This window comes from candidate division Zixibacteria bacterium HGW-Zixibacteria-1 (assembly GCA_002838945.1).
Lineage (GTDB): Bacteria > Zixibacteria > MSB-5A5 > GN15 > PGXB01 > PGXB01.
This window is the reverse complement of the sequence record PGXB01000005.1, coordinates 19,087-42,235: the sequence shown is the minus strand read 5'-3', so window position 1 is coordinate 42,235 and position 23,149 is coordinate 19,087. Positions and strand designations below refer to the sequence as shown.

19 protein-coding genes and 1 pseudogene are annotated in these 23,149 nt (G+C 48.4%); 10 read left to right on the top strand and 10 right to left on the bottom strand.

The features are described from left to right. Positions 1-564 precede the first annotated feature (564 nt). Positions 565-1,362 (top strand): hypothetical protein, encoded by a 798-nt coding sequence (locus tag CVT49_03475; GenBank protein ID PKK84395.1) that lies wholly within the window; start codon positions 565-567, stop codon positions 1,360-1,362. Positions 1,363-1,454: 92 nt separating this feature from the next. Here CVT49_03475 and CVT49_03470 read toward each other — a convergent pair whose 3' ends face one another. Both CVT49_03470 and CVT49_03465 read right to left on the bottom strand, forming a co-directional pair. Further along, positions 1,455-2,645 carry an MBL fold metallo-hydrolase gene (locus CVT49_03470; protein ID PKK84394.1) on the bottom strand — a complete coding sequence of 397 codons (1,191 nt, stop codon included), beginning with the start codon at positions 2,643-2,645 and terminating at the stop codon, positions 1,455-1,457. 109 nt (positions 2,646-2,754) lie between these two features. Next, positions 2,755-3,111 (bottom strand): metal-binding protein, encoded by a 357-nt coding sequence (locus CVT49_03465; GenBank protein ID PKK84393.1) that lies wholly within the window; start codon positions 3,109-3,111, stop codon positions 2,755-2,757. 284 nt (positions 3,112-3,395) lie between these two features. Here CVT49_03465 and CVT49_03460 point away from each other — a divergent pair, with 284 nt between their 5' ends. The 7 genes and pseudogenes from CVT49_03460 to CVT49_03430 all read left to right on the top strand — a co-directional run bounded on the left by CVT49_03460 (position 3,396) and on the right by CVT49_03430 (position 11,935). Continuing rightward, positions 3,396-4,724 (top strand): hypothetical protein, encoded by a 1,329-nt coding sequence (locus CVT49_03460; protein PKK84392.1) that lies wholly within the window; start codon positions 3,396-3,398, stop codon positions 4,722-4,724. Positions 4,725-5,448: 724 nt separating this feature from the next. Next, positions 5,449-6,595 (top strand): annotated as a pseudogene (locus CVT49_03455) (radical SAM protein). Positions 6,596-6,760: 165 nt separating this feature from the next. Beyond that, positions 6,761-7,660, top strand: coding sequence for a hypothetical protein (locus tag CVT49_03450; GenBank protein ID PKK84391.1), 900 nt, complete (start codon positions 6,761-6,763; stop codon positions 7,658-7,660). A 44-nt stretch (positions 7,661-7,704) separates the two neighbouring features. Beyond that, the gene (locus tag CVT49_03445; protein PKK84390.1) at positions 7,705-9,429 is read left to right on the top strand and encodes a hypothetical protein; all 1,725 of its coding nucleotides are present in this window, start codon (positions 7,705-7,707) and stop codon (positions 9,427-9,429) included. A 34-nt stretch (positions 9,430-9,463) separates the two neighbouring features. After that, positions 9,464-9,652 carry a hypothetical protein gene (locus tag CVT49_03440; protein PKK84389.1) on the top strand — a complete coding sequence of 63 codons (189 nt, stop codon included), beginning with the start codon at positions 9,464-9,466 and terminating at the stop codon, positions 9,650-9,652. Between the two features lie 21 nt (positions 9,653-9,673). Further along, a complete protein-coding gene (locus tag CVT49_03435) occupies positions 9,674-10,549 on the top strand; it encodes a hypothetical protein (protein ID PKK84388.1) in 876 nt (291 codons plus the stop codon). A gap of 33 nt (positions 10,550-10,582) precedes the next feature. Next, complete coding sequence (locus tag CVT49_03430) at positions 10,583-11,935, top strand: TrpB-like pyridoxal phosphate-dependent enzyme (protein ID PKK84387.1); 1,353 nt, start codon at positions 10,583-10,585, stop codon at positions 11,933-11,935. A gap of 56 nt (positions 11,936-11,991) precedes the next feature. Here the strand turns inward: CVT49_03430 and CVT49_03425 are convergent, their stop codons facing one another. The 6 genes from CVT49_03425 to CVT49_03400 form a co-directional block, all read right to left on the bottom strand. Next, complete coding sequence (locus tag CVT49_03425; GenBank protein ID PKK84386.1) at positions 11,992-14,019, bottom strand: S9 family peptidase; 2,028 nt, start codon at positions 14,017-14,019, stop codon at positions 11,992-11,994. A gap of 114 nt (positions 14,020-14,133) precedes the next feature. Continuing rightward, on the bottom strand, positions 14,134-14,901 hold the full coding sequence (locus CVT49_03420) for a peptidase M48 (protein PKK84472.1): 768 nt from the start codon (positions 14,899-14,901) through the stop codon (positions 14,134-14,136). 166 nt (positions 14,902-15,067) lie between these two features. Next, a complete protein-coding gene (locus CVT49_03415) occupies positions 15,068-15,706 on the bottom strand; it encodes a hypothetical protein (protein ID PKK84385.1) in 639 nt (212 codons plus the stop codon). 40 nt (positions 15,707-15,746) lie between these two features. Then, positions 15,747-16,304: a hypothetical protein gene (locus CVT49_03410; protein ID PKK84384.1), complete on the bottom strand. Its 558-nt coding sequence runs from the start codon at positions 16,302-16,304 to the stop codon at positions 15,747-15,749. Between the two features lie 18 nt (positions 16,305-16,322). Then, positions 16,323-16,808, bottom strand: a complete 486-nt coding sequence (locus CVT49_03405) for a hypothetical protein (protein PKK84383.1) — start codon at positions 16,806-16,808, stop codon at positions 16,323-16,325. A 137-nt stretch (positions 16,809-16,945) separates the two neighbouring features. Then, positions 16,946-17,182, bottom strand: a complete 237-nt coding sequence (locus CVT49_03400; GenBank protein ID PKK84382.1) for a hypothetical protein — start codon at positions 17,180-17,182, stop codon at positions 16,946-16,948. 156 nt (positions 17,183-17,338) lie between these two features. Between CVT49_03400 and CVT49_03395 the strand changes: the two genes are divergently transcribed. Both CVT49_03395 and CVT49_03390 read left to right on the top strand, forming a co-directional pair. Continuing rightward, positions 17,339-18,901 carry a hypothetical protein gene (locus CVT49_03395; protein ID PKK84381.1) on the top strand — a complete coding sequence of 521 codons (1,563 nt, stop codon included), beginning with the start codon at positions 17,339-17,341 and terminating at the stop codon, positions 18,899-18,901. 93 nt (positions 18,902-18,994) lie between these two features. Continuing rightward, positions 18,995-19,660 (top strand): hypothetical protein, encoded by a 666-nt coding sequence (locus tag CVT49_03390; GenBank protein ID PKK84380.1) that lies wholly within the window; start codon positions 18,995-18,997, stop codon positions 19,658-19,660. Between the two features lie 52 nt (positions 19,661-19,712). Here CVT49_03390 and CVT49_03385 read toward each other — a convergent pair whose 3' ends face one another. Beyond that, positions 19,713-21,185 (bottom strand): hypothetical protein, encoded by a 1,473-nt coding sequence (locus tag CVT49_03385; protein ID PKK84379.1) that lies wholly within the window; start codon positions 21,183-21,185, stop codon positions 19,713-19,715. Positions 21,186-21,424: 239 nt separating this feature from the next. Then, positions 21,425-22,891: a hypothetical protein gene (locus CVT49_03380; GenBank protein PKK84378.1), complete on the bottom strand. Its 1,467-nt coding sequence runs from the start codon at positions 22,889-22,891 to the stop codon at positions 21,425-21,427. Positions 22,892-23,149: the final 258 nt, after the last annotated feature.

Sequence of the window (23,149 nt, the reverse complement as noted above, 5' to 3'; positions counted from 1 at the left end):
CGAACCTGTAAGCGTCATTGAATTATACTTAAAGATTTATTTTACCTGCTGCTTGATACTGACCCGGATTATGACTTCCTGACAGCCAAGTAATTTGTTCTGAAAATCATAAATTACTTGCCGGGCTTGCCGCCGTTTTTACAATAATGTGATCGTCGATAAAGAGATGCCACCCTTTAACGACATTATTAAAATATGCCAAACATTCATTGATGTCAAGAATCAAGTATTCGAATTCATTGAATAATTTATATGGACATGAGTTTCGATATTAGCCCGCGTCAGGTTTAAGCAGTCCCCAGGCTCGGATGAAATACATGCCGTGCACGCATATCTCATTATCCTGCTATGCATTAAATTAATATCATAATTGTATGATTTCCCCGCTTCGAATTAATCTCTTGACAGTATTCCGTAAAATTGTATTTTACATATAGTTGATAGATTATAGGATAGTAAGGTCCATCGCGAGATTAAATAATAAATAGATTATTATAAGGTCTACGCTATTTACATGGCGAAATAACTACCAATCATTCGTTATTCAATCATGGGGAGGGTTGTATGAAATTCATAGTAATTCTTCTGTGTTGTCTGACGTTATGTATCGGTGCCTTGTCGGCAAGTTCCATGACAATTACCGTGCAGGTCGATCCGGCCGACCTTTGGTATGATGGCGGGACGCCGAGTGTCAATCCCGGTTGCACCGCTTTCAGGGTTATGATGGATAACAGTGACGGGTTTAACAGAACGGCGATGAGCCTGCCATTGACTTTCTACATGAGCGGTGATATCAACTCATGGAAGGTGATTGAATATTATGGGTTGAACGGCTTTGAGAATGGCGGCTCATGGTGGAATTTCCGCAATGCCTTCTGGACCCGGGCTGATGTCGGTTATGCACCGGCCTGGGATGGAATGGGTGCCGATACCATAAACTGGACCGGCAGCGGTACCACCGGCATGCCTACGGGCTCACCATTATTGCCGCGATTTGTTTATAGAATCAATTTTGAGTATCCCTACCTTAATGCCAGCGGTGTTTTCTGCATTGATTCCTGCAGCATCCCCAACATATCTCCATATGGAATGTATGATTGGTTATTTGAACAACCTTCACTGTCATTCGGCGGGCCGTACTGCTGGCCGGTGAAGAATGCACCGTGCATATGCGGAGATTATAATGGCGACAATAACGAAAACCTGCTCGATGTCGTGGCGATGATTAACTATATATATAATGGCGGCTCGATAACTGCCCCCTGCGGTTCTGATCCGAACGGTGACTGTGGCACAAATATTCTGGATATTATTTATTATATTAATTATCTCTATAAGAGCGGCCCGGCCTTGAAGTGTTAGGTGGCAGGCAAGGTATAAGTTTATTCGTTAGAAAATTAAAATGCCGGAACCAACGAGATTCCGGCATTATTATATACGTCAAAATAAATTTGTCACGATCCTAAAATTGAATTCTTTATCTTCCGGCCTAATTCGATACATGTAGCCAGATCATCTTCACTCGGGACATACTGAACACTGAAACCCTCATCAACCAGTTCGACTTTCATCTCTTCCAATTGTTCGTTCAGCATTTTGGTAATGGTGTTTTTCCAACCATAGGAGCCGAATGACGCCCCGATTTTGTTGAGAGGGCGCAGACCCTTCATATAGGTAATCATGTCGGCCATTTTCGGCAGGATACCGCTGTTAAGGATTGATGAACCGAGCACCACGGCCCTGGCATCGAGCAGGTCCGTCATGATATCGCTTCGGTGACTGGTGCGAAGATCGAATAGTTTGACCGAAACACCTTCTCCTGAAAGTCCGCGCGTTATGGCCCGGGCCATTTGGGCGGTGCTTTCCCACATCGTATCATAAATTACAACTGCCTTAGGTTTTGCTTCCCAATTGGCCCAGGCTTTGTATGCGGCCAGGCTGCCGGCCAGGTTTTTTCTCAAAATCAAGCCATGGTCGGGCGCAATCATATCAAATTCCAGCCCCTTGGTTTCGAGTTTCTCCAGGAATTTCTTAACCGCGGGCGATGTGGGCAGAAAGATATTGGCATAGTACTTGGCCGACTGCCGGGACAGCTCGCCCTGATCGACCTCGTCGTCGTACCGTTCGCTGGTGGCCCAGTGCTGGCCGAAAATGTCATTGGAAATCAACAGCTTGTCTTCTTTGAGCAACGACACCATGCTTTCCGGCCAGTGGATCATGGCCGACCCGAAAAACTGTACCGTTCGATTGCCGAGATTCAGTTCATCACCTTCCTTGATAAGTTCGAACGGCCAGTCATTGCCGTGAAAATGCCGGTTGAGGGCGTCCTGGCAAGCCTTGGTGCAGATAACTTTTTCGGGCCGAAAGGCCTGCATAACTGCGGGCAGTGCCCCGGAGTGATCCATTTCGGCATGATTGCTGACGATATAATCGAGCTTTCGGTCGCCCAGTACCGACTTCAAGTCGGCTATGAATTCATCGGCAAAGGCGGCTTTGACCGTATCGAAAAGTACGGTTTTATCGCTCATGACAAGATAAGAGTTGTACGTCGTTCCTTTTTCGGTCGAGTAGCCGTGGAAGTCACGCAAATTCCAGTCGATCGCTCCAACCCCAAATATGTCTTTCTTTATTTCAAGCGGTTTCATAAATGCTCCCCAATAGAAATCGGCTTCTTTTCAATTATTGCCAAATAGTTTAGTTTTATTAACATCTTTAAACATGTTTACCGGGAATCTGTTCCGGTTTTCCGGACGCTTAATAATTATGCGTGCCGACCACCAGGTCTTTGTCGAAATTTTCTTTTACCATAGTTGCAAGCTGCTCGAAATCAAGGGGGCATTTCCCGGTTTTTTTTGCTTTGACAATACATGTCCCCAGGTGAATGGTGTCAAAATCCCGCTCCAGCAACCCGGCCATTTCCTTTATCAGTGTCAGTTTGGGCATTATCAAGCCGGGGCAGTCGCCGCAGTTGCCCAGGGCGACCAGTTCGATATTGTCCTGATAGCGAGAAAATTCGCCGTCTTTCAGGCTCATTGCCTTCAGGCATTTTTCGCAGGCGACACAGAGCTGATCCTGAATTCTCTTGCAACCGATAATTGCGATTTTTGCCATTTTAGAAGCCTCTCATAAAAAGTCCTCGAAATATTATCACAGCCTTTGTGCAATATTAAAGGATTATCTTCAGGGAATCAAGCCATTTTGACTGAAGATTAGCGGTTTATGACAGAGGCATTTTTAGGACAGCGATTGAAAATATAAATCTTGACAAGAACCGTTCATTCGGTTAATTTGAAATGGCAGCACTGAGACATAACGGCCTGCACCGGATGCCTCGTCATTCCGCTTTATGACGCCCTCCGAATGCAGCCGGGTTAAAAGATTAAAAGAGACCTGGCATGAAACCGTCACGATATAATCTTTTCGTTGATTCTTCAAATGGCTCCAAACTTCTATTCAACAGCGCTACGGCTGCTCTGGCCGAAATAGAATCGGAAAAAATAGATCTCGTTACAAAGCTCCTCAACGGGCATGGCTCTCCTCAATCGGAAGAGGAAAAACAAATCTATGGATATCTGATTGAGGGCGGCTACCTTGTTAAGGATGATCTCGATGAACTGGCGGCTCTAAAAGCTGAATGTGCCCGGATGCGTTATGACCGGACGATATTTTTGCTGACCATCGCACCGACCCTGGCCTGTAATTTCCGCTGTGATTATTGTTTCGAGAGTCACCGCGGCGGCCGCATGAGTGAAGAGACCGAGAAGGCCCTGCTTCGATTTTCCGATGAGCGGGTCAAGGATGCCGACAAGCTGTACATTACCTGGTTCGGCGGAGAGCCGACCCTTTGTCTGGATTCGATCGAACGGCTCCAGGCAGGTTTTGGGGAACTGACCCGAAAGTATGAAACCGAGTTTCAACCCTCAACGATTATCACCAACGGCTACTTGCTTGACGGCCGAAATGCTCTTCGTTTGAAAAACGCCGGAATCCGGGCGGCGCAGGTTACCCTTGATGGTCCGCCGCGGATTCATGATGCCCGGCGAAAACTTCCGGGGGGAAGTGGCACTTTCGACAGGATTGTGGAGAACCTTGCCGAGGCCTCGGACATTTTGAGCATAACGATTCGCATCAATGTTGACAGGAATAATCAGGGACTGGCCAATGAAGTTCTGGAAATTCTCGAAAAGCGCGGCACTCTCGATAAAGTAAGAGTCTATTTCGCCCAGGTTAATTCGGCCGCAGGTGTCTGTGCCGACATGAATGATAAGTGCCTCAGCACCGAGGAGTTTTCACTCAGCCAGGTCGAAATGTACCGGCGGCTGATCGATAACGGCATATATCAAATCGAGTATCCGTCGCTGTCGGCCGGCGGTCATTGCGGGGCCGATACCGAGAATTCATTTGTCGTGGCACCCGACGGCACTCTTTATAAATGCTGGGAAGAAATCGCCGAGGCGAAAGAACACTCGGTCGGGTCTATTTTAATGGGCGTCCCGAAAGATCATCAAAAAGTCAATCTTGACAGGTATCTTTCCTTTAATCCGTTTGACAAAGAAGAATGTCCCGAATGTAATATGCTGCCTATCTGCATGGGCGGATGTCCGCATCATGATATTCGGGATGGCAATAAGGCACGGGGGGCCTGTGTCTCCTGGAAATATAACTTAAGGGAGATGCTGGCTCTCAGACATCTTTGTGAACTGCGTAAGGAGGTGAAAGCATGAAGTTCTTGGAGAAACCTCAAGACAGTGTGAAGAAGCCTTGTCCCTGCTTAAATAGGCTCTTTTTAATCCTGCCCCCCTGGTGAGATTATTATTCGGAGAGGTGCACCGACATGATCGGTGCCCTCTTCGGGTTTGACAACACTAAAACCCTTAATGGGCTGTTATGATTGCGGCACCATGGATTTACTCCCCGCCAAAATGTATGCGCGGCACAGCCGAAAACCGATGGAGGTTTACGATGAAAATGATTGAAAAACCAAAGGACAAAACTAAGGACCCAAAGATTTGTATAAAATTACTATTCCTTATTTTGCCCCCGTGGTAAGACTTTTTTTGGGAGAGACGCGCCGACATAATCGGCGCCCTCTCCGGGCCGAACAATACTAAAACCATTAACGGGCTGTCGAGAAAATGGCACCATGGTTTACTCTTCGCCGAAATGATTGTGTGGCACGGCCGGCAACCGATGGAGGTTTAAGATGAGAATAATCGAGAAACCGCAGGACAAAGCAAAATAACCATGTCCCTGTTTGGACAAGCTCTTTTTAATCAGTCCGGTCCATTGGCCGTAAGAACCATTTTAACACGAATGGAGTTACAGCCATGAAATTTATTGAGAAGTCGAGACATATCGAGCGGATCCCTTGCCCCTGCTACCGCCGATTGTTTGAAATCCTGCCGCCAATCGATCCGCCGGAAATTTAATTGATGGAAAGCAATTTGTATGGTGCGCCGATTTATTCCGGCCCACGTATAGAAATAAGAAGTCATATTTTTGCAGAATTAAAATGAAGATCAGAAAACACCGACCGGACCTTGCCGGATGGGGAATAACCGTCAGATGTAATCTTTCCTGCCCCCATTGTTACAGTTCGGCCAAAAGAAACGCACGCGATGAGCTGTCCACCCTCGAATGCTTCGGTATTATCGATGAGATGGTTGAGATGGGGGTCAAGGTGATTGGCTGGACCGGCGGAGAGCCGTTACTCAGGGACGATCTGGAAGATCTGATTGCCTATGCACGGGAAACGGGAAACATCCGGTCGGGGATTACGACCAACGGCATTCTTCTGGATGAAAAACGGGCGAAGTCCCTTAAAAAAGCCGGAGTTGCTTCCATACAAATCAGTCTGGATGGGTCCACGCCGGCCAGGAATCGCAAAATCCGACTTGCCAAAGAAAGCGATTTTGAGAAAATTATCGAGGGTATAAAAATCTGCAATAAACTTGATATGAAAGTTCACATGGCGATGCTTCTGGGTGAGGAAAACATCAATGACGCCGAAGATTTCATCCGGCTCGCCGGATCACTGGGCGTGAAAATGATCAGATTTTGCTGTTTTGTGCCATCGGGTCACGGCAGCAAGGATTTCGTCCAGGAACGCCTGCTTTTCAATAAGAAACTTCCCGCCCTGAAAGCGCTGGTGCAGAAATATATCGAGTCGGAGGATCCCCTGGTATTATTCGATCCCGGATTCGGGCCCACTCCACCCGATTACTATTACCATCCCTGCATAGCCGGGGTCAGTTTTTTTTATCTATCCCACGACGGGAGTGTTTACCCATGCACTTCGTTGCTTGACGATAAGTTCGTTGTCGGCAACATTAAGGAACGATCCCTTATGGATTTGTGGCATGATCCCCGGATGATTGCCATTTCTTCCTTCCCCCGCCGGGAAATAACCGGGCACTGCCGGCAATGCGAGTATTTCCAGGTATGTCGCGGCGCTTGCCGCGGGATCACCTACGCCCACACGGGTGACCTGAGGGCCTCACTGCCCACCTGTCTGAACTGTGTTTCAGACCAGGCCGCGGAAGTAGAAAATATTTTATCTTCAGCTTCCGCCCCGAATAAAATCTGCAAATCATAACTGCTCTTTCCCTCGAGTTTACCGATTGCCCCCGACCACGCTGTTCAGAAGTTGAACAGACTTATTCACGTGCGGTTTTGACCGCCGGTTCGGTCTTTGGCGGCATCTTCTTTGCGCAAATGAACCTTGAAGATCATTATAAAATCTTCATAAAGCTGGATAATAATGACATTTGGCTTAGATAAGTGTCAGATCGGAAGGGAGTTACTTATGAGAAAAAAGTTAACGATTGTCACTTTTGTGATACTTTTTTGCATATTTGCCGCCGGGTCGGCCATGCCCGCCGTCTATAACGGCTCAATATATTTCGAGAATAAGACGGTCAAACCGGGACAGTCATTTATTATTAAAATAATGCTCCAAAATAACAATGCCGGCCTGACCTCACTCAGGGTGCCGTTGAAATTCGACAACAGTCACCTGACCTGCACCAACGTCGATTTCGCCGGTTCGCTCAAGGATCCATCGATGCAGGGATATTTTAATATCAACGGCGACCAGATCGATATTTCATATATACCGTCGGTTGAAGATCCGTCACCGGAAATCACGGCCGCCTCGGGCGTAATTGCCTCTCTTTATTTTACTGCAGCGGCCGATGCCCCGTCAACGCTGGCCTTTATTGACTCTTTGAATGAAGATGTGCAGTTCCAGCAGTATTCGGTAACCTTTCACAAGTGGCGACGGCTGGAGGGAACCGTGCAGGACGGCGGCACGGCGATCAGGCCGCTGTTTACACCGGGGATAATCTGGATCGATAAATTACTGTCGGCCGATGATGAAGAGGATAATATGCTCCCGGGGACCTTCGCCCTCGAGCAAAACCATCCCAACCCCTTTAATCCGTCCACGGTTATTGCCTTCAACCTGCCTGCCAATCAGCATGTAAAACTGGAGATATTTAATCTTCTCGGGCAGTCCGTCGACGTTCTGGCCGACAGCGACTTTCCGGCCGGGAGCCACGAACTGGCCTGGGATGGCAGTTCATCGCCCAGCGGGGTCTATTTCTATCGCCTCACGGCTGAGGCACATACAATTACCAGAAAAATGATGCTTCTTAAATAAATTCTTACTGCCTCCCTGCCGATTAATAATGAGGAGAGCCCTTTATGGGCTCCCTCATTATTTTTGTTAAATTTATGCGGCAGGAAGCAAAAAACTATACAGCACCGGAGATTAGGGATTATGAAATAATCTCTAAGATAGGTCAGGGCGGCATTGCGGAAATCTTTAAGGCCCGCCAGATTTCCCTCGATCGCCATGTTGCCGTAAAAATCCTGTTTTCGAATCTGATGAGTGATCCCGATATCGTCAATCGCTTTAATCTCGAATCAACGACCATCGCCCGCCTGAATCATCCCAATATCGTCCATGTCATCGATAAGGGGGAGGCCGACGGCCGCTTTTATTTTATCATGGAACATGTCGATGGTACCTCATTTAAGGACATTATAACTTCGGACCGCTATGATATCAGGCAAAAACTGGCCATCATCGTCATGGTTCTTAAGGGTTTGGATTATGCGCATAAAAATGGTGTTATTCACCGCGATATTAAACCGGCCAATATCCTGCTCGACCGGCACGGCAATGCGCTCGTGGCTGATTTCGGAATCGCACATATTGCCGGAAAGCCGACTTCGGAAAATACCAGTTCCGATATCGTGATGGGGACGATTGCATATATGTCGCCCGAGCAAAAAACTTCCGCGGCCAATGTATCGCCTGCCTCGGACATCTATTCGGTCGGCGTCATGATCTATGAAATCCTGGTCGGGTTCAGGCCATTGGGCCGATTCAAGCTGCCGACTGAGGTCGATCCCACTATTTCATCGGTATATGATGACATCATAAAGAAATGCCTGGCCCAGGATCCCAACGATCGGTTCCAGAAAGCAGTTGATCTGAAAGACGCCATTCTCAACGCCCTCTCAAAAGAATCACAGGCAGTCGCTGCAGTCGCGAATGTTGAGATGGGCGTGGAATCATTTATCGGCAAAGGGCAGTTTCTTGACACCCTCAAAGAGACCAAGTACAGTTCAACCATGCTGGTGGAAAACAAAGAATCGCACGAACTGTTTATTATAAAAAGAAGCGGTAAGAGTTCGGCTGGATTGAAAGAGGCCAAACTGCTGTCCAGTTTGAAACATAAAAGTATCGTTAATATTTTCGGCGCCGGAGGCGACAGCCGGAGCCTTGTGATCGTCATGGAATATGCCCGCGGCGGGTCGCTGTCGGATCGCATGGTGAAGCCATATCCGTTCGAACAAGCGATGGAGATCATCATCGCCGTGGCGGACGCTCTCGACTTCGCCCATAAAAACGGCATTGTTCACGGCGACATTCGTCCGTCGAATATATTATTCTCTACCGAAGAAGATATCAAAGTTTCGGACTTCGGCTTTCCACCGCATTATAACCTGATGGAAAAAAACTGGTATGCTCCGCCCGAAAAGCGGGTCAGCAAGCAGGGCGATATATATAGTCTGGGAGTGCTGCTGCATCAGATCGTCTTTGGGAAGAACCCGATTTATGACCGGAGCAGCCACTTGTTCCTTGGCCGGACCGATAATATCATACCTCACGGGATGCGCAAAATAATGGAAAAACTTCTGGCCATCCGGGCTACGCAGCGTTATCGGTCGATTGAAGAATTTCTCTTTGACTGGGATGAATTGCAGAAATTCCTGACCGATTCCCAGAGGCCGCACCGGGCGGCTCAGCCCACGAAAGAAGGCGGACAATCGCGCAAAAAAACCGCGCTGATTTCAGCCGTTATTGCTGCCGTGACACTGGCGGCGCTCCTCATCTATTTCCTGAAATTCTCGAGCTGATCTTCTATCTCGATTTGCTGTTTCAAGGACCTGAATGCGTATAATTGAAAAGGCAAATCGGACGATTATTTCTTCCGAACTGCCGGTGGTTTTTCAGGCGGTTAAGTGCGGGGCTGACATTTCCGATACCTACCTAAAGGATCGTCCCATTCTGCAACAGCTTATGGGGATAGTCCCCGGATTCCCCGAGCAGTTTTGGCCGGCGATGACTGAGATTTATTGAAGAACCGGTATATGAAAAGTAATGTCGAATAAAGAACAGAATAATCATCTCAAAATAGGCGAGTTGCCGACTCTCAAGGTCATCCCGGTCAACAAAGCCATTTTTCACGAAGAGCCCGATGCGGGCCGGTTGCTCAATCTTGTCAATCGTCTGGGGACCGAAGGTATTCTTAAGAATCCACCGATTGTCGCAAAAATGAAAGGCATGCAGAAGTATGTCATTCTTGACGGCGCCAACCGGGTGACAGCCCTGTTGAAGCACAATTTCAAGCATGTGCTTGTCCAGATAGTTGATTTTGATGACCCGCTTCTCAGCTTGCAGTGCTGGCATCATGCCATCGAAAAGCTTGACAAAGAGTATTTTCTCAAGAATATCAGCCGGATGCCCGGAATTGAAATAACCATCAGTGAAAAAGACATCTCCGGCAATGAATTAAATGAAGAAGGGTTAAGGGAAGACGGTTTTATCTGCCGGATGGTTTTCTCCGACGGGTGGTCGGCAGTAGCTCACAATGGCGGTGACATTCTGGAGCAGGTGAAACAACTGCGCAAGATAGCAGATTTGTACATTCAGACCTCATATTACGACAGGGTCAGCTATATAAATCTCGATCATCTCAGAAAGCATTATCCTGAGTTCAGGACATTGATTTCGTTTCCCAATTATGCCAAGACCGACTTTGCCCGGGTGGTCGATTCCGGGATGAAATTGCCGGCCGGTGTGACCCGTGTCTTTCTTCCCAAGAGGGCGCTGGGTTTGAATGTTCCGCTCGAGTTCCTGAAATCGGGGCTGACGCTGGATGAAAAAAACCGGTGGCTTGATGATATGATCCTGAAGAAGGTCCGCGATAAATCAATTCGATTTTACCGCGAACCGACTTTTGCGTTCGATGAATGATAATTGAAATTATAGATATGCAAGGAGGATTAAATGAGCCGGAGCAGAATAATTTTATCGGATAAGGAAATGCCGACGGCCTGGTACAATATCCAGCCCGATCTGCCCGAACAATTACCGCCGCCGCTTCACCCGCAAACCCACCAGCCGATCGGTCCGGGCGATCTGGCGCCGTTATTCCCGATGGAACTGATCAAGCAGGAGGTCAGCCAGGAATCCTGGATCGATATCCCCGAGGAAGTTCTGGATGCCTACCGTATGTGGCGGCCGACCCCATTGCATCGCGCCTATCGGCTCGAAAAGGCGCTCGATACGCCGGCGAAAATATACTTCAAGAATGAATCGGTCAGCCCGGCCGGAAGCCACAAACCCAATACCGCCATCCCGCAGGCCTACTATAACAAGATGGAAGGTGTCAAGAGACTCGCCACCGAGACCGGCGCCGGTCAGTGGGGAAGCGCCCTGTCGCTGGCTTGCAGCATTTTCGGTATGGAGTGTATGGTTTATATGGTCAAGGTCAGCTTCAACCAGAAACCGTATCGGCGGCTCCTGATGGAAAGCTGGGGGGCAAAGGTCCACGCCAGCCCGACCAACCTGACCAACTCCGGCAGGAAAATTCTGGCCGAGCATCCTGATTCCAGCGGAAGTCTGGGCATCGCCATAAGCGAGGCGGTCGAAGACGCCGCGACGCATGACGATACCAAGTATTCTTTGGGATCGGTGCTGAATCATGTCCTTCTGCATCAGACTATAACCGGACTCGAAGCCAAAAAGCAGCTTGAAATGGCCGGTGATTACCCTGATGTATTGATCGGGTGTGTCGGCGGGGGGAGCAATTTCTCCGGCTTTACCTTCCCGTTTTTTCCGGATAAGAAAGCGGGGAAAAATATTCGTTTCGTGGCGGTGGAACCGACCGCCTGCCCGACCCTGACCAGGGGCATTTATGATTATGATTTCGGCGATACCGTCGGTCTGACGCCGCTGATAAAGATGTACACCCTCGGGCATAATTATGTCCCGGCGCCGATTCATGCCGGCGGTCTGCGTTACCATGGTGATGCCCCGCTGCTGTGCCTGTTGCACAAACACAAATTGATAGAGGCGGTTGCCTATCGGCAGAAAGAAGTTTTCGATGCGGCGTTATTGTTCGCCCGCACCGAGGGCATTCTGCCGGCTCCGGAGACAGCGCATGCGATCAAAGCGGCCATCGACGAGGCCATCCGTTGCCGCGAAAGCGGGGAGAAGAAGACCATCGCCTTTCTTCTGAGCGGGCATGGTTTCTTCGATATGGCGGCTTATGAGAATTATCTGGCCGGAGGGATGATCGATTCCGATTTCCCCGAGGAAAAAATAAAGGATATCAAGGCGGGTCTGCCGAAGATATAAAAAGCGAAGGCGGTTCGTATTGGCGAACCGCCTTTTTTTATTGCCAGTTGCCGTAATTATTCTTTCAACCACCTTGCCAGCCATTCGAATTGCTTTTCATAGACATACCGATGATTTTTTAATTTCCTTATGGCATGGCCCTCATCGGGGAAATATAACAGCTGCGAAGGCACCCCCCGGCGCTGCAGGGCGGTGAACATCTGAAATGCTTCGGAGACATCGATACGGTAATCTTTCTGTCCGTGTATGATCAGGGCCGGCGTCCTGAAATTTCCGGCATAGGTCGATGGCGAGGAGCGGATGTACTCTTCACGGTTGGTGTACGGCGTCCCTTTGTATTCCCATTCCGGGAACCATAGTTCTTCGGTCGAGTAATAGCCGCTGATCTGGTCGAAGGAGCCGTCGATAGTAATCAGGCACTTGAAACGGTCGGTGTGGCCATTGATCCAGTTGGTCATAAAGCCGCCATAGGAGCGGCCCAGCGCCGCCATACGGGTGGAGTCGATAATGGGAAATCTTCTCAGGACATAATCGACTCCCAGCATCAGGTCATCATAATCTCCCTTGCCCCAGTTGCCGGATACATATTCCTTGAATGCCAGGCCGTATCCCACAGAACCGTGAGGGTTAATCTGCACCACGACATAATCCTGCGCCGCCGTCAGTTGCGTGTTCCAGCCGTAATAGTTGAAATCATTCAGCCAGCACCATTGGGGGCCGCCGTGTATCAGAAAGGCCAGCGGATACTGCCGGGTCGAATCGAAATCGGGGGGCAGTATTATAAATCCCTGCACCGAATCACCGTTGAAACCGTTGAACCAGAATTGCTCGGCGCGATTCATATCAAGCCGCTTGCGCCATTCTTTGGTGAAGGAAGTAAGCCGTGACCTTTTTTTTGACTTTAGATTATATGAGAACAGCTCATAGGGCTGATCCGAAAGCGTCCCGGCCACGATTAAGGTTTTCCCGTCAGGGGGGATGCGCAAATCTTTATAGACCATATCATCCAGCAGGCATTCGACCTTTGTGGTTTTAATATTTATCCGCCAGACTTTGTTATAGCCGTGATCTATGGCCAGGAAGTATATAAAATCGGACTTCGGGCCCCAGATAAAACTGCCGATCGAGCGGTCGAAGTTTGCGGTCAGATTCATGCGTTCACCCGATTTTCGGTCATATAAAATCAATTCTTCCTGGTCCGATTCATATCCGGCACGCGCCTGCGACAGATAGGCGATGTACTTACCATCGGGCGAATAAACCGGGTTGTTGTCCTGACCCTTGTTGTCGGTGATTGGAGCCGGTTCGCCGCCGACCGAGGGAACAATGAAAAGATCATTATTGGTACTCAGCGCCGGGATCGAATCGCAATTCATCACAAAGCAAACGTCGCGGCCGTCGGGAGAGAAAGCATAGTCGGTATTACCGCCCAGGATATTGGTGGGGGCATCGTAATCGCCGTTGGTTAGTTGATAGGCAGAGTCGCCTGCGATATCATAAATAAACAACTGGTTTTGCGTGCCATCGTCCCAACTGTCATAATGCCGGAACAGCAGTCGATCGTACAGTCTGGCCCTGATCGGATTGTTTTCATCCTCGTTACTTCGTGCTCGATTGCAACTGTCGCTGTTGCAGTCGCGGTAAACGGACGAATAAAAGATGATTTTGTCGGATGATCCCGACCACTCCGCTCCGGACACTTCGCCCCAGAGCGAGGTCACGCGCCGGGTAGTATATTCCCCATACGTCATTAAGTATAATTGGCTTCCCTCATCATCGTCTGCTATAAAGGCCAGACATTTGCCGTCGGGCGACCAGCGGGGATGGCTCGACCCGTCCGGCAGATCAATAAGCTGTTTCAGGTCCGAGCCGTCGCTGTTCATTATCCATATCTGATTGGTTGATGTGCCGGAATCGAGGTCGTTCGTCTTGATAACGAAGGCGATCGACTTTCCATCGGGTGAATACTGTGGATCACTGATTTGTGGATATGAATACAGGTCATCGAAAGTGATTCTTTCGCTATTCGCGGACATAAATGGGATAATTGCCAATAGTAGAAATAGCAATAACGGCCTTCTCATAGAATCCTCCTGAATATTTGTACAAAAAATATTTTATAAGGCTCCGAGATACAATAAAATAAAAAAGGCGGCCTGTCGAGGGCCGCCTTCAAATTTGTGATAAATCAGCGATTCTTATTGTCCTCTGCTCTTGCGATAGTATTCCATGGCTTCGGGAAGATATTTTTTCAGATTTTCGATTCTGGTGGCATCGGATGGATGCGTACTCAGAATTTCCGGCGGAGCGCCCTTGCTGTCGGCCGCCATTCTTTCCCAGAAAGTCGGGGCGGTATTGGGATCATAACCGGCCATAGCCATAAAGATAAGGCCCATATGGTCGGCCTCGGATTCATGAAGCCGGCTGTAGGGGAGAAGGACGCCGACGGCGGTCCCGACACCAAAGGCGGCCATGGCCAGACTTCGGGTTTCGCTCGGTTTTGACTCCAGCGCCTTTTCGAGAGCCATTCCGCCCATTTGAACCATCAGCCCCTGGCTCATGCGTTCATTTCCGTGATTGGCTACGGCATGAGCGATTTCATGACCCATCACCACCGCCAGGCCGTTTTCATCCTTAGTGATGGGAAGAATCCCCGTATAAACAACCACCTTGCCGCCCGGCATACACCAGGCGTTGACAGCGGAATCCTCAACGAGGTTGAATTCCCATTCATAACCCTGAAGTTGATGTGACATATTGTTTTGCGCAAAATACTGCTCGACCGCATGCTGGATTCTCAGCCCGGCGCGCTTGACCATTGCCGTCTGCTCGGCATTTGTGCTCAACTTATTGGTCGAAATAAAATCAGAATACTGCTGAAAGCTGAGCGAATTGATGGTCGCAACCGGAATCAGATTGATGGTTTTGCGACCGGTAATCGGCACCGTGGCGCAGGCAATGAGCATTAAAACTGCGATCAGGGAAATTGAAATAAATTTTGATAATTTTCTGTTCACCTTACCCTCCTATTAGGGGAATATATCTACTCTTATACGATAACAATAACCATAAAATCAGACGATGTAATCATTAAATCAATGATTTAATATCTTTCCCTCAAAAAAAATAGATTTAAGGGGTTTTGCTCCCCTGATATATTTCCAGCTCCCACATTTGGTTCATATATAGCAGATCATCAATATTGGTCTGGAAAAATTCTATTTTTATAAAACCGATATTTGTCCCGAGATAATAAATGTCCTGTCGAGGGCCGCTGGTAGAGAGATATTCGCGTTTATAGACATTGCAAATAAATTCGCCGTAGGGGACCGAGACGACGGTGTCGATCGCGGTTACGGTGACCGTTTCGCTGTTGTCCGATCCGGAAAGAAACTGGTACCCGGCGGCGACCGGATATTTGGCCCACATGGTTTTGAGCGCAGTCATGCTGTCGGTTTCATACAGGGCGTATAACCCGGCCGTTTCATTACGAAAGGTAAAAATGCTTTTGGCAGTGTCGTTGTCAATGATCCTATCCAGAACAAACCAGGTTTGATTGTCATAACTATTTTCGCCGGAGACCCGATAAATGCCCTGCCGCTCGTAGTATGTATTGGTGCCCTCGTCGAGCGTCCATAATTTGCCGGTCCAGATATTGCCTATCTTGAGCGGCATAATAACGGTTTTGGCAGGATTGGTTCCATTATCACCGCTGCAACCGGCGATAATGACAGCTGAAAATAGTAATAAAACAAGGCAAGTTCTTAACATCCATTCCCCATTTAAAGACAGGTTATCGCAATTATTATACTCAATTATGCTGTCTGGGTCCTGTCACCTGGAAGTCGGTAAGCCAGATATCGCCATAACCCCAGCATGAGCCAAACTCATATACGACGCGGTAAACATCGCCGATCACCTTCCGACCCGATTGGTCAGTGCCGTCCCATACCACTTCAACAATCCCGGCATCAGAAGTTCCTTCAAAAGTCTTAATTGAACGATAATCATCGTCAATGATAATAATTTGCCATTTACCTGCCAAAGGGATCGATAGCTGAAGAACGATTTCGCTATTGGTCGGGTTGGGAAAGGCCGGCTGTGCCGCAAAGCTGTCCGGAATAACTTTTTCGGAATTAGTGGCTTGCCCATTAATATTTTCCTTGAAAATGACAAATGTTGGCGAACCGCTAAACATTCTCCAATCGTCAGAATCCACCGGGCCGAGGATGGCTCCGTCAGGCGCAGTGTAGGTTATTCCTTTAAAGCCGTCGTTGACATAGGTCGGGTCAAAGATAACACCCTCTTTATCCGAGCATCCTGCAATAATCAGTATCGAGAATATGCCAAATAACAGCAGCATTTTCATGGCTGCCTCCTGTCTGGTTTAGAAATAAAAGTTGACGCCCAGAACCGCGGCCGTTTCGATGGCGGTCGAACCGGCGGGGAGATTCCGTGAATACTGTTTATCCGCAATTATGAAATGAAACCGGTATTCGCCCGTTACCGAGAAATTATCGGAAAAGAAATATTCGGCTCCAAAGGTCGGGGCGATCAGATAATCAGTATATGTTTCACCATCAAATGTTGACATGTCCATGATAAACCGGGCGCCGATATACGGCCGGATCGATGAACCCGGCTTCATGCTGTAAAAAAAGCCTAAACCCGGCATAAATCTTGTATAACTGTCGCCTTCATCCGGCGATAAATTGGCGAAGGAAAATGACGGCTCCAACTTCATTACGTCGCTGCTCCAGAAACTTAATGTGAAGGTCGGCGTGACATCGGTTGCCGACAGGCCGATGCCTATCTGCCCGGTTTCTCCGCCGGCAAAGGAATCGGCTGACAACAATAATATCGCAAAAAGCATTACATATAAGATATGACGCTTATGAGTCATTTTACCCTCCGGTATAAAAAGTATTGATTGATATTTGGCCTAATGACCCAATCTAATAATTACCTCTGGAAAAATCAACGATATATGGTCTTTCAGGGTCATGAATACTATCTGGCCTTAATTTCACCCCGCAACAGCATCTTTAATCCGTCAAGCGTTCCTTTCCAGACAGCATCATCCCCGGCGGAAATCGCGACAATGACTTTATCCTCGACACTGATTTCCATAACGATTTCCTCATCGCCGATATTGAATACCGCCTCGCCCCAGCGATCGGCCGGAAGGCCCTTGGTTTCGCAGTCGTAATCGGTTCGCAGTTCACCGGTCATTCTGATCTCAGCCATAATTACTCCATGCATCTGTTTATTAAATCTCGTGATTATGTATAATAATAAAATATTAACAAATTTAACAGGTCTTGTGCGTTTTTTCGCATGGCTTGACATTTTTTATTTATATGATATAATCCCGTTTACGTACCTGGAAAGTGGGAGTGTGTGATGATTTATAATGGTATAAAATACGAGCCTTTTGGTTCTGCTTTCAATAATAATAACTACGCCGGCCGCTTTACCGGCCAGATGCATGCGCGAAAAATCCCGCATCGCCGGAATAAAGTTTCGACTCTTGACGAGGTGATGGAAGTCATCGCCGCCGGCGATACTATTTCATATCCGCATTATTATCGCACCGGCGATATGGGTCTGAAACTGGTCGTGGATAAATTACGTGAGACCGGCAAAAAGAATATCAAGCTTTACGGTAATGCTTTTTTTGACAATGTCGATCCGTGGCTGATCGAGGCCATTCATGACGGCATTATCACCGGTTTGTACGGCAATCCTTATCGCAAGCTCGGTGAATGTGTCGTAGCCGGTAATTTGCTGCCGTGGGTTTCGGTCGGTTTTTCGCATGGCAACAGAGTCAGAAAGCTGCAAACCGGTGAAGTGATCATCAAGGTTGCTTTTGTCCCGGTTCCCATTGCCGATGTCTATGGCAACGCCAACGGGCTCATGGGCAAGCCGGAGCAGCTTTGTGGCCCGCTCGGCTTGGCCGCCGCCGATGTCGAATATGCCGAATATGTCTGTGTCTTGACCGGAACGGTCAGCGAGACGGTCGTCATGCCGGCGCCGATTACGATGGGCCGGGTCGATTTTGTCGTTCCGGTGGCATGTCCCGGGTTGAATTCCGGTATAGGCTCCGGAACTATCGATATGGATAAAGCCAGAAGCCATCCCTTTAATGCCATGGTCGCCGATAATGTTACCAGAGTTATCAAGGCTTCCGGTGTCGTCAGAAATGACTTCAGTTTTCAGGTCGGCAGTGGGGCCGGTTTGCTCATTCTGGAAAATATTCGGAAGATGCTGCTGGAAGATAAAATCCGGGCTAATTTCGCCATCGGCGGCTGCACCATGATGCATGTCGATATGCTTGATGACGGCACCCTTTATCAGCTTATGCACGGTCAGTTGTTCCAGCCCAGCCCGCATATGTTCGAATCGCTTCTCAACCATCCGCGTCACCATGAAATCGACGTCAACTATTATGCTTCGGTGGCGAGCAAGGAATGTGCCGTCAATTTGCTGGATCTGGCGGTTCTCTCCACCCTTGAAGTTGATCTGGATTTCAATCTGAACACTGTTTGTGCCGGCGGGCGCATAATCGGCGGAATCGGAGGCGGACAGGATGTCGCGGCCGGAGCCGAGTTGACCATCATCTTTATGCCGCTGGCCGCCGGTAAGAACGGCAAGGGCTTCCCGAAAGTGGTGGATAAGGTATATACCAAAACGACCCCGGGTGAGGTTGTCGATGTAATTGTCACCGAGGAAGATGCCGTTGTCAATCCCAGAAGCCGCAGCCGCTGCCGGGAAACTATAATTGACCGGGCCGAAAGATTCGGAGTCAACCTGATAAGTATCGAGGAACTGCATCAGAAATCAATGGAAAAAGCCCGTGAGTTCGGCGAAATACCGCCCCCGATTGCGACCACCGATGAAGTCGTTCATCTGGTTGAGTGGCGCGACGGGACACTTCTTGATGTTATCCGGAAGCCGATTGAGTAACCTCTGAAGTTTTTATTTTTTATATTGATAAATTGGCTTTTTATTTCGTAAATGTGTCGATAAATACAGCAAAGAATTCACAAGGAGGGTTTCATGAAAAAAATTCTGACGATGCTTCTGATTAGTGTCCTGATCATCGGTTTGGTCGGCTGTGCCTCGATGAAAAAACGTGATAAGGGCGCTATAATCGGGGCTACCGCCGGAGCGGTTATCGGCGGTGTGATCGGCGATAAGGCGGGCAATACCGCGGTCGGCGCCATTCTGGGAGCAGCTATCGGCGGCGCTGCCGGTGCCTATATCGGCAACTATATGGATAAACAGGCCGAAGAGATCGAGCGCGACCTGGAAGGGGCCACTATCACGCGCGTCGGCGAAGGTATCAAGATTACCTTTGAATCCGGTATTCTGTTCGATGTCAACAAATCCGATCTTCGCGATGTTTCCAAACAGAATCTCACCAAACTTGCCGCAATTCTTAATAAATATGAAGATACCGAAATCCTGGTCGAGGGACATACCGATTCCACTGGTACGGCCGACCACAATATGGATTTATCGATCAGACGCTCCCAGTCTGTGGCCAATCAATTGACGGGCAATCAGGTTATGGCGACGCGGTTACATGTGATGGGCTATGGCGAAGATCAGCCGGTATCTTCGAATGATACCGCCCAGGGAAGACAGCTTAACCGGCGCGTGGAAATTGCCATTTACGCCAATGATAAACTTAAGAAAGTTGCTCAGAACAAAGTCGGATAATTAAATTATTGCAAAAAAAGCCCGCCGGTTTTGGCGGGCTTTTTTTTAGCTTCTATTTTATATCTGCGAGGAGTTTTTTCGCTTTCAGGCGGACAAAAGCATAGCCCATGTTGCTGGTGGAATTATACTCAACCGTCTTTACGAGCCATTCTTTTGCTTTATCCCGGTCATTTTTCCCGAGATAGGCAAGAGCCATAAAATAAAGATTCATCGGGTTTTGCTGGCTGGTTTGCCTGAATTCGGCAATAGCCATATCATAATTCTCTTCCTCAAGAGCGATCAAACCGGCCAGCTGGTGGGCAAGTCTTATCTGGGCCGGGTTGTTTATCTCATCGGCCTGCTTTCTGAACTCGATCATATTTTCCCTGGCCGCTTCAAGATCATTTTTTGAAAGAGCAACGCGCGTCCTGGAGTAGAACGCGGTCCGTCTGGCATTATCCTTTATTTCCTCGGATAGATCTGAATTCTCGACTATCTTCAGAGAACTGTCGAATTCTGCCTGAGCCTCTTTATATTTGCCCATCTCAATATAAATATATCCCTTTTGTGCCAGATCTCCCGCCATCGCGGCATAGTCACCATTTCTTTCCGCAAAAACATATCGTTTGTCGATCGTCTCCAACGCCTTTTCAGGCAGACCTTCATCCATATAGGATACGGCGATGGCCAGCAGTGCATCCTGGCGCTGGCCGTCATTGGCCGCCATGTCGTAGAGCTCCTGGAGCTGATCCCTGGCGTCCTGGTGCTTGTTCAGATAATTGAGATTCGAGGCAATGCCGATATGGGATGCGGCGAATGTTTCGTCTATCTGCAGCGCCTTATAATATGATTCAATGGACTCGCCGTACTTGCCCATTTTCATCAATAAATCGGCATACGAATCATAGGGATTGGGATCATCCGGGATGAGTTTTATGTATTTCTTAAATGCTTCCTCGGCGCTTTTATAATCGCCCAAATAACGATAGGCATAGCCGGCCAGGTTGTACGACGGGGAGAAATTAGGATTAATATCGCTGCATATTTTCGATTCCTCGACAACCAGGGTATTTTCCTGCTGCTCGAAATAATTGCTGGCCAGGAAGAAGTGCGCCCGTTCATCACGGGGGTAAAGTTCGACCAGTTTTTTATAAAGCTCCCGACCTTCCAACGGTCTCGCATGGGTACCCGCTTCGACACCAAGTATAATAAGGCGTTCCCCTTCTGAAACATTATCCGCCAGGGTGCGGGCCTTGTCGAGATTTTCGAAGAAATCTTTCGGGGACGATGCGATTAATGCCTTATAGAGATAGGCCATGGCAAATCCCGGGTCCAGGCTGGTGGCAGAATCCAGGAGAGCCCGGGCGTCGTTGATTCGCAATCTCTCCGATAAATCCCGCCCCTGGATAAACAGGTCCAGGGCCTCTTTTGAAGAGGCCGTTATCGGCATCTTCCCCTTATCACCCGAACAGCCGATAAGAAACGCGAGCGTTACGGCGGACAAGATCACTGAACATATGGATAGGGAGCGTCTATTAATATTCATTTTATTCCTCCTGTGCTCAGTCTATTATACGGACTTTTGACTTATATTCCACATTGTATTTTATACGAGATGTCGAGTAAGTCAATTAAAATATTTCGGATAATGTCGATTAGTACGGCAAGATAGCGCCGACGGGAGGTACTTTCGAGGCTTTCGAACCGGACGCAGACCATGACAGCCAGTAGCGATCACGGCCTATTACTAAAAAGGCCCCGCCGGAGAGTGGGGCCTTTGTTGGCCTACATTGAAGCCAGTCTTTCTTCAGCTTTTCTTTTTATAAAGGCATAATTCAGATCGTTAAGGGAATTGAAGTGGCAGGCTTTATTGCACATCTCCCTGGCCTTTTCCGTCTCGCCCTTACCTTCAAGAGCAGTCATCATGCGGTAGCAGTTGTATGGATTTTGTGGACTGGCCTGTTTGAGTTCCTCGACTGCGACATCATAAGCTTTTTCCTGAAGCGCGATAATTCCGGCCAGTTCATGCGCCAGGCGGATCTGCCCGACATTTTTGACTTTCTCCGCTTGAGCAAGAAATTCGGCCGCCTTTTTCTTTGCCGCCGCCAGATCGCCGCTCATGGCATCGACATGGCCCGTGCTGTAAAGATAAATCCGGGCGGTATTTTCCTTTACGGCATCGGACAAATTCGATTCTTTAATCAGCAACATGGCCTTATCGAAGTGCTCCCGGGCCTTGTCATAAAGACCCTGCTCGAGAAGAATGTTGCCGATAGTGATGTGATCTCCGGCCATCGCCGGGAAATCGTTGTCTTTTTCCGCGAGAGCATATTGCCGCTGCATTACCTCGAGCGCCTTGTCTATCAGGCCCTCATCGACATAAGATACAACCATGCCGAAAAGAGCGGCTCGGCGCTCGCCATTGTCTCGGGCACTTTCAAGCATCTTATTCAATTGCGCCCGGGCTTCGTTGTGCTTGCCCATGCAGTTATAATCGGTTGCAATGCCTATATATGAATTCACGAATTGAGGATTAATCGCCAGCGCTTTATTATAATAATCGATTGATTCCTCATGCCGCCCCATTTTTAAGAGAAGTTCGGCATATGAATCATAAGGATTGGGATCATCCGGGATCAGCTCGAGATATTTCTTGAAAGCCTTTTCGGCCAGTTCATAGTTTTCAAGAAAGCGATGAGCATATCCGAGTTGATTGTACGGCGGGGAAAATTCCGGATTTATTTTGGTCGCCTGAGTATAGGCCTCGATGGCCTTGGCATACTCCTGACGGCCGAAATAAGTGGTCCCGAGAAGGTTGTAAGCACGTTCATCATTGGGATAAGCCTTGACCAGCTGCTGGACATATTCCATCTGCTTTTCGGATTGCCCCCCGTTACCGGCCTCGGTTGCCAGAATTTGAAGCCGCTCACCTTCGGAGACTTTATCCGCCAGGGCACGGGCCTTATCGAACATCTTGAAATAGCCGACCGCCGTGGGCTGCACAAAAGCAAGATTCAAATAGGCCATGGCAAAATTGGGATCCTCGGCTACCGCCTTCTCGAAATATTCCCTCGATTCATTGCCTCGCAGTTTGTCCGCCAGGTCCTGACCTTTGAGGAAATATTCCCGGGCCGTTTCGGATGATGTGGTTATCGGTATCTTACCTTCCTGAGCGGATATTCCGATTCCCGCTGTAAGAAGAATAAGTATTGCCAGTGACAGCGATTGGACCGCCAAGTGCATTTTGTTCATGGGATAACTCCTCTCATGTGATAATCATATTAAAATGGACTCACCGTATTTTCCAAATAAAGGAATGGTTTCTTTCCATAGAATCCTCCATGATTTACAAAAACTTCCGTTGCGGATTTTGGTGACTGCTCCCTTGTTACATACCAAAAGTGGAGCAACGCGGCAAGATTGCCGCTTTCATCTTATACGCACGCCGGGTAAGATTTTCTTAGAAAAATACCGCAAATATTGACTTGCCTGTTGTGATAAATTTCGTCT

Excerpts from the sequence above, each read along its gene's own strand:
- CVT49_03450 (PKK84391.1), top strand. The coding sequence starts at position 6,761 with ATGACATTTGGCTTAGATAAGTGTCAGATCGGAAGGGAGTTACTTATG.
- CVT49_03405 (PKK84383.1), bottom strand. The coding sequence starts at position 16,808 with ATGCTTTTTGCGATATTATTGTTGTCAGCCGATTCCTTTGCCGGCGGA.
- CVT49_03420 (PKK84472.1), bottom strand. The coding sequence starts at position 14,901 with ATGCTCATTGCCTGCGCCACGGTGCCGATTACCGGTCGCAAAACCATC.
- CVT49_03440 (PKK84389.1), top strand. The coding sequence starts at position 9,464 with ATGCGTATAATTGAAAAGGCAAATCGGACGATTATTTCTTCCGAACTG.
- CVT49_03385 (PKK84379.1), bottom strand. The coding sequence starts at position 21,185 with ATGAATATTAATAGACGCTCCCTATCCATATGTTCAGTGATCTTGTCC.
- CVT49_03445 (PKK84390.1), top strand. The coding sequence starts at position 7,705 with ATGGGCTCCCTCATTATTTTTGTTAAATTTATGCGGCAGGAAGCAAAA.
- CVT49_03430 (PKK84387.1), top strand. The coding sequence starts at position 10,583 with ATGAGCCGGAGCAGAATAATTTTATCGGATAAGGAAATGCCGACGGCC.
- CVT49_03415 (PKK84385.1), bottom strand. The coding sequence starts at position 15,706 with ATGTTAAGAACTTGCCTTGTTTTATTACTATTTTCAGCTGTCATTATC.
- CVT49_03435 (PKK84388.1), top strand. The coding sequence starts at position 9,674 with ATGTCGAATAAAGAACAGAATAATCATCTCAAAATAGGCGAGTTGCCG.
- CVT49_03395 (PKK84381.1), top strand. The coding sequence starts at position 17,339 with ATGATTTATAATGGTATAAAATACGAGCCTTTTGGTTCTGCTTTCAAT.
- CVT49_03465 (PKK84393.1), bottom strand. The coding sequence starts at position 3,111 with ATGGCAAAAATCGCAATTATCGGTTGCAAGAGAATTCAGGATCAGCTC.
- CVT49_03470 (PKK84394.1), bottom strand. The coding sequence starts at position 2,645 with ATGAAACCGCTTGAAATAAAGAAAGACATATTTGGGGTTGGAGCGATC.
- CVT49_03460 (PKK84392.1), top strand. The coding sequence starts at position 3,396 with ATGAAACCGTCACGATATAATCTTTTCGTTGATTCTTCAAATGGCTCC.
- CVT49_03410 (PKK84384.1), bottom strand. The coding sequence starts at position 16,304 with ATGAAAATGCTGCTGTTATTTGGCATATTCTCGATACTGATTATTGCA.
- CVT49_03380 (PKK84378.1), bottom strand. The coding sequence starts at position 22,891 with ATGAACAAAATGCACTTGGCGGTCCAATCGCTGTCACTGGCAATACTT.
- CVT49_03390 (PKK84380.1), top strand. The coding sequence starts at position 18,995 with ATGAAAAAAATTCTGACGATGCTTCTGATTAGTGTCCTGATCATCGGT.
- CVT49_03400 (PKK84382.1), bottom strand. The coding sequence starts at position 17,182 with ATGGCTGAGATCAGAATGACCGGTGAACTGCGAACCGATTACGACTGC.
- CVT49_03475 (PKK84395.1), top strand. The coding sequence starts at position 565 with ATGAAATTCATAGTAATTCTTCTGTGTTGTCTGACGTTATGTATCGGT.
- CVT49_03425 (PKK84386.1), bottom strand. The coding sequence starts at position 14,019 with ATGAGAAGGCCGTTATTGCTATTTCTACTATTGGCAATTATCCCATTT.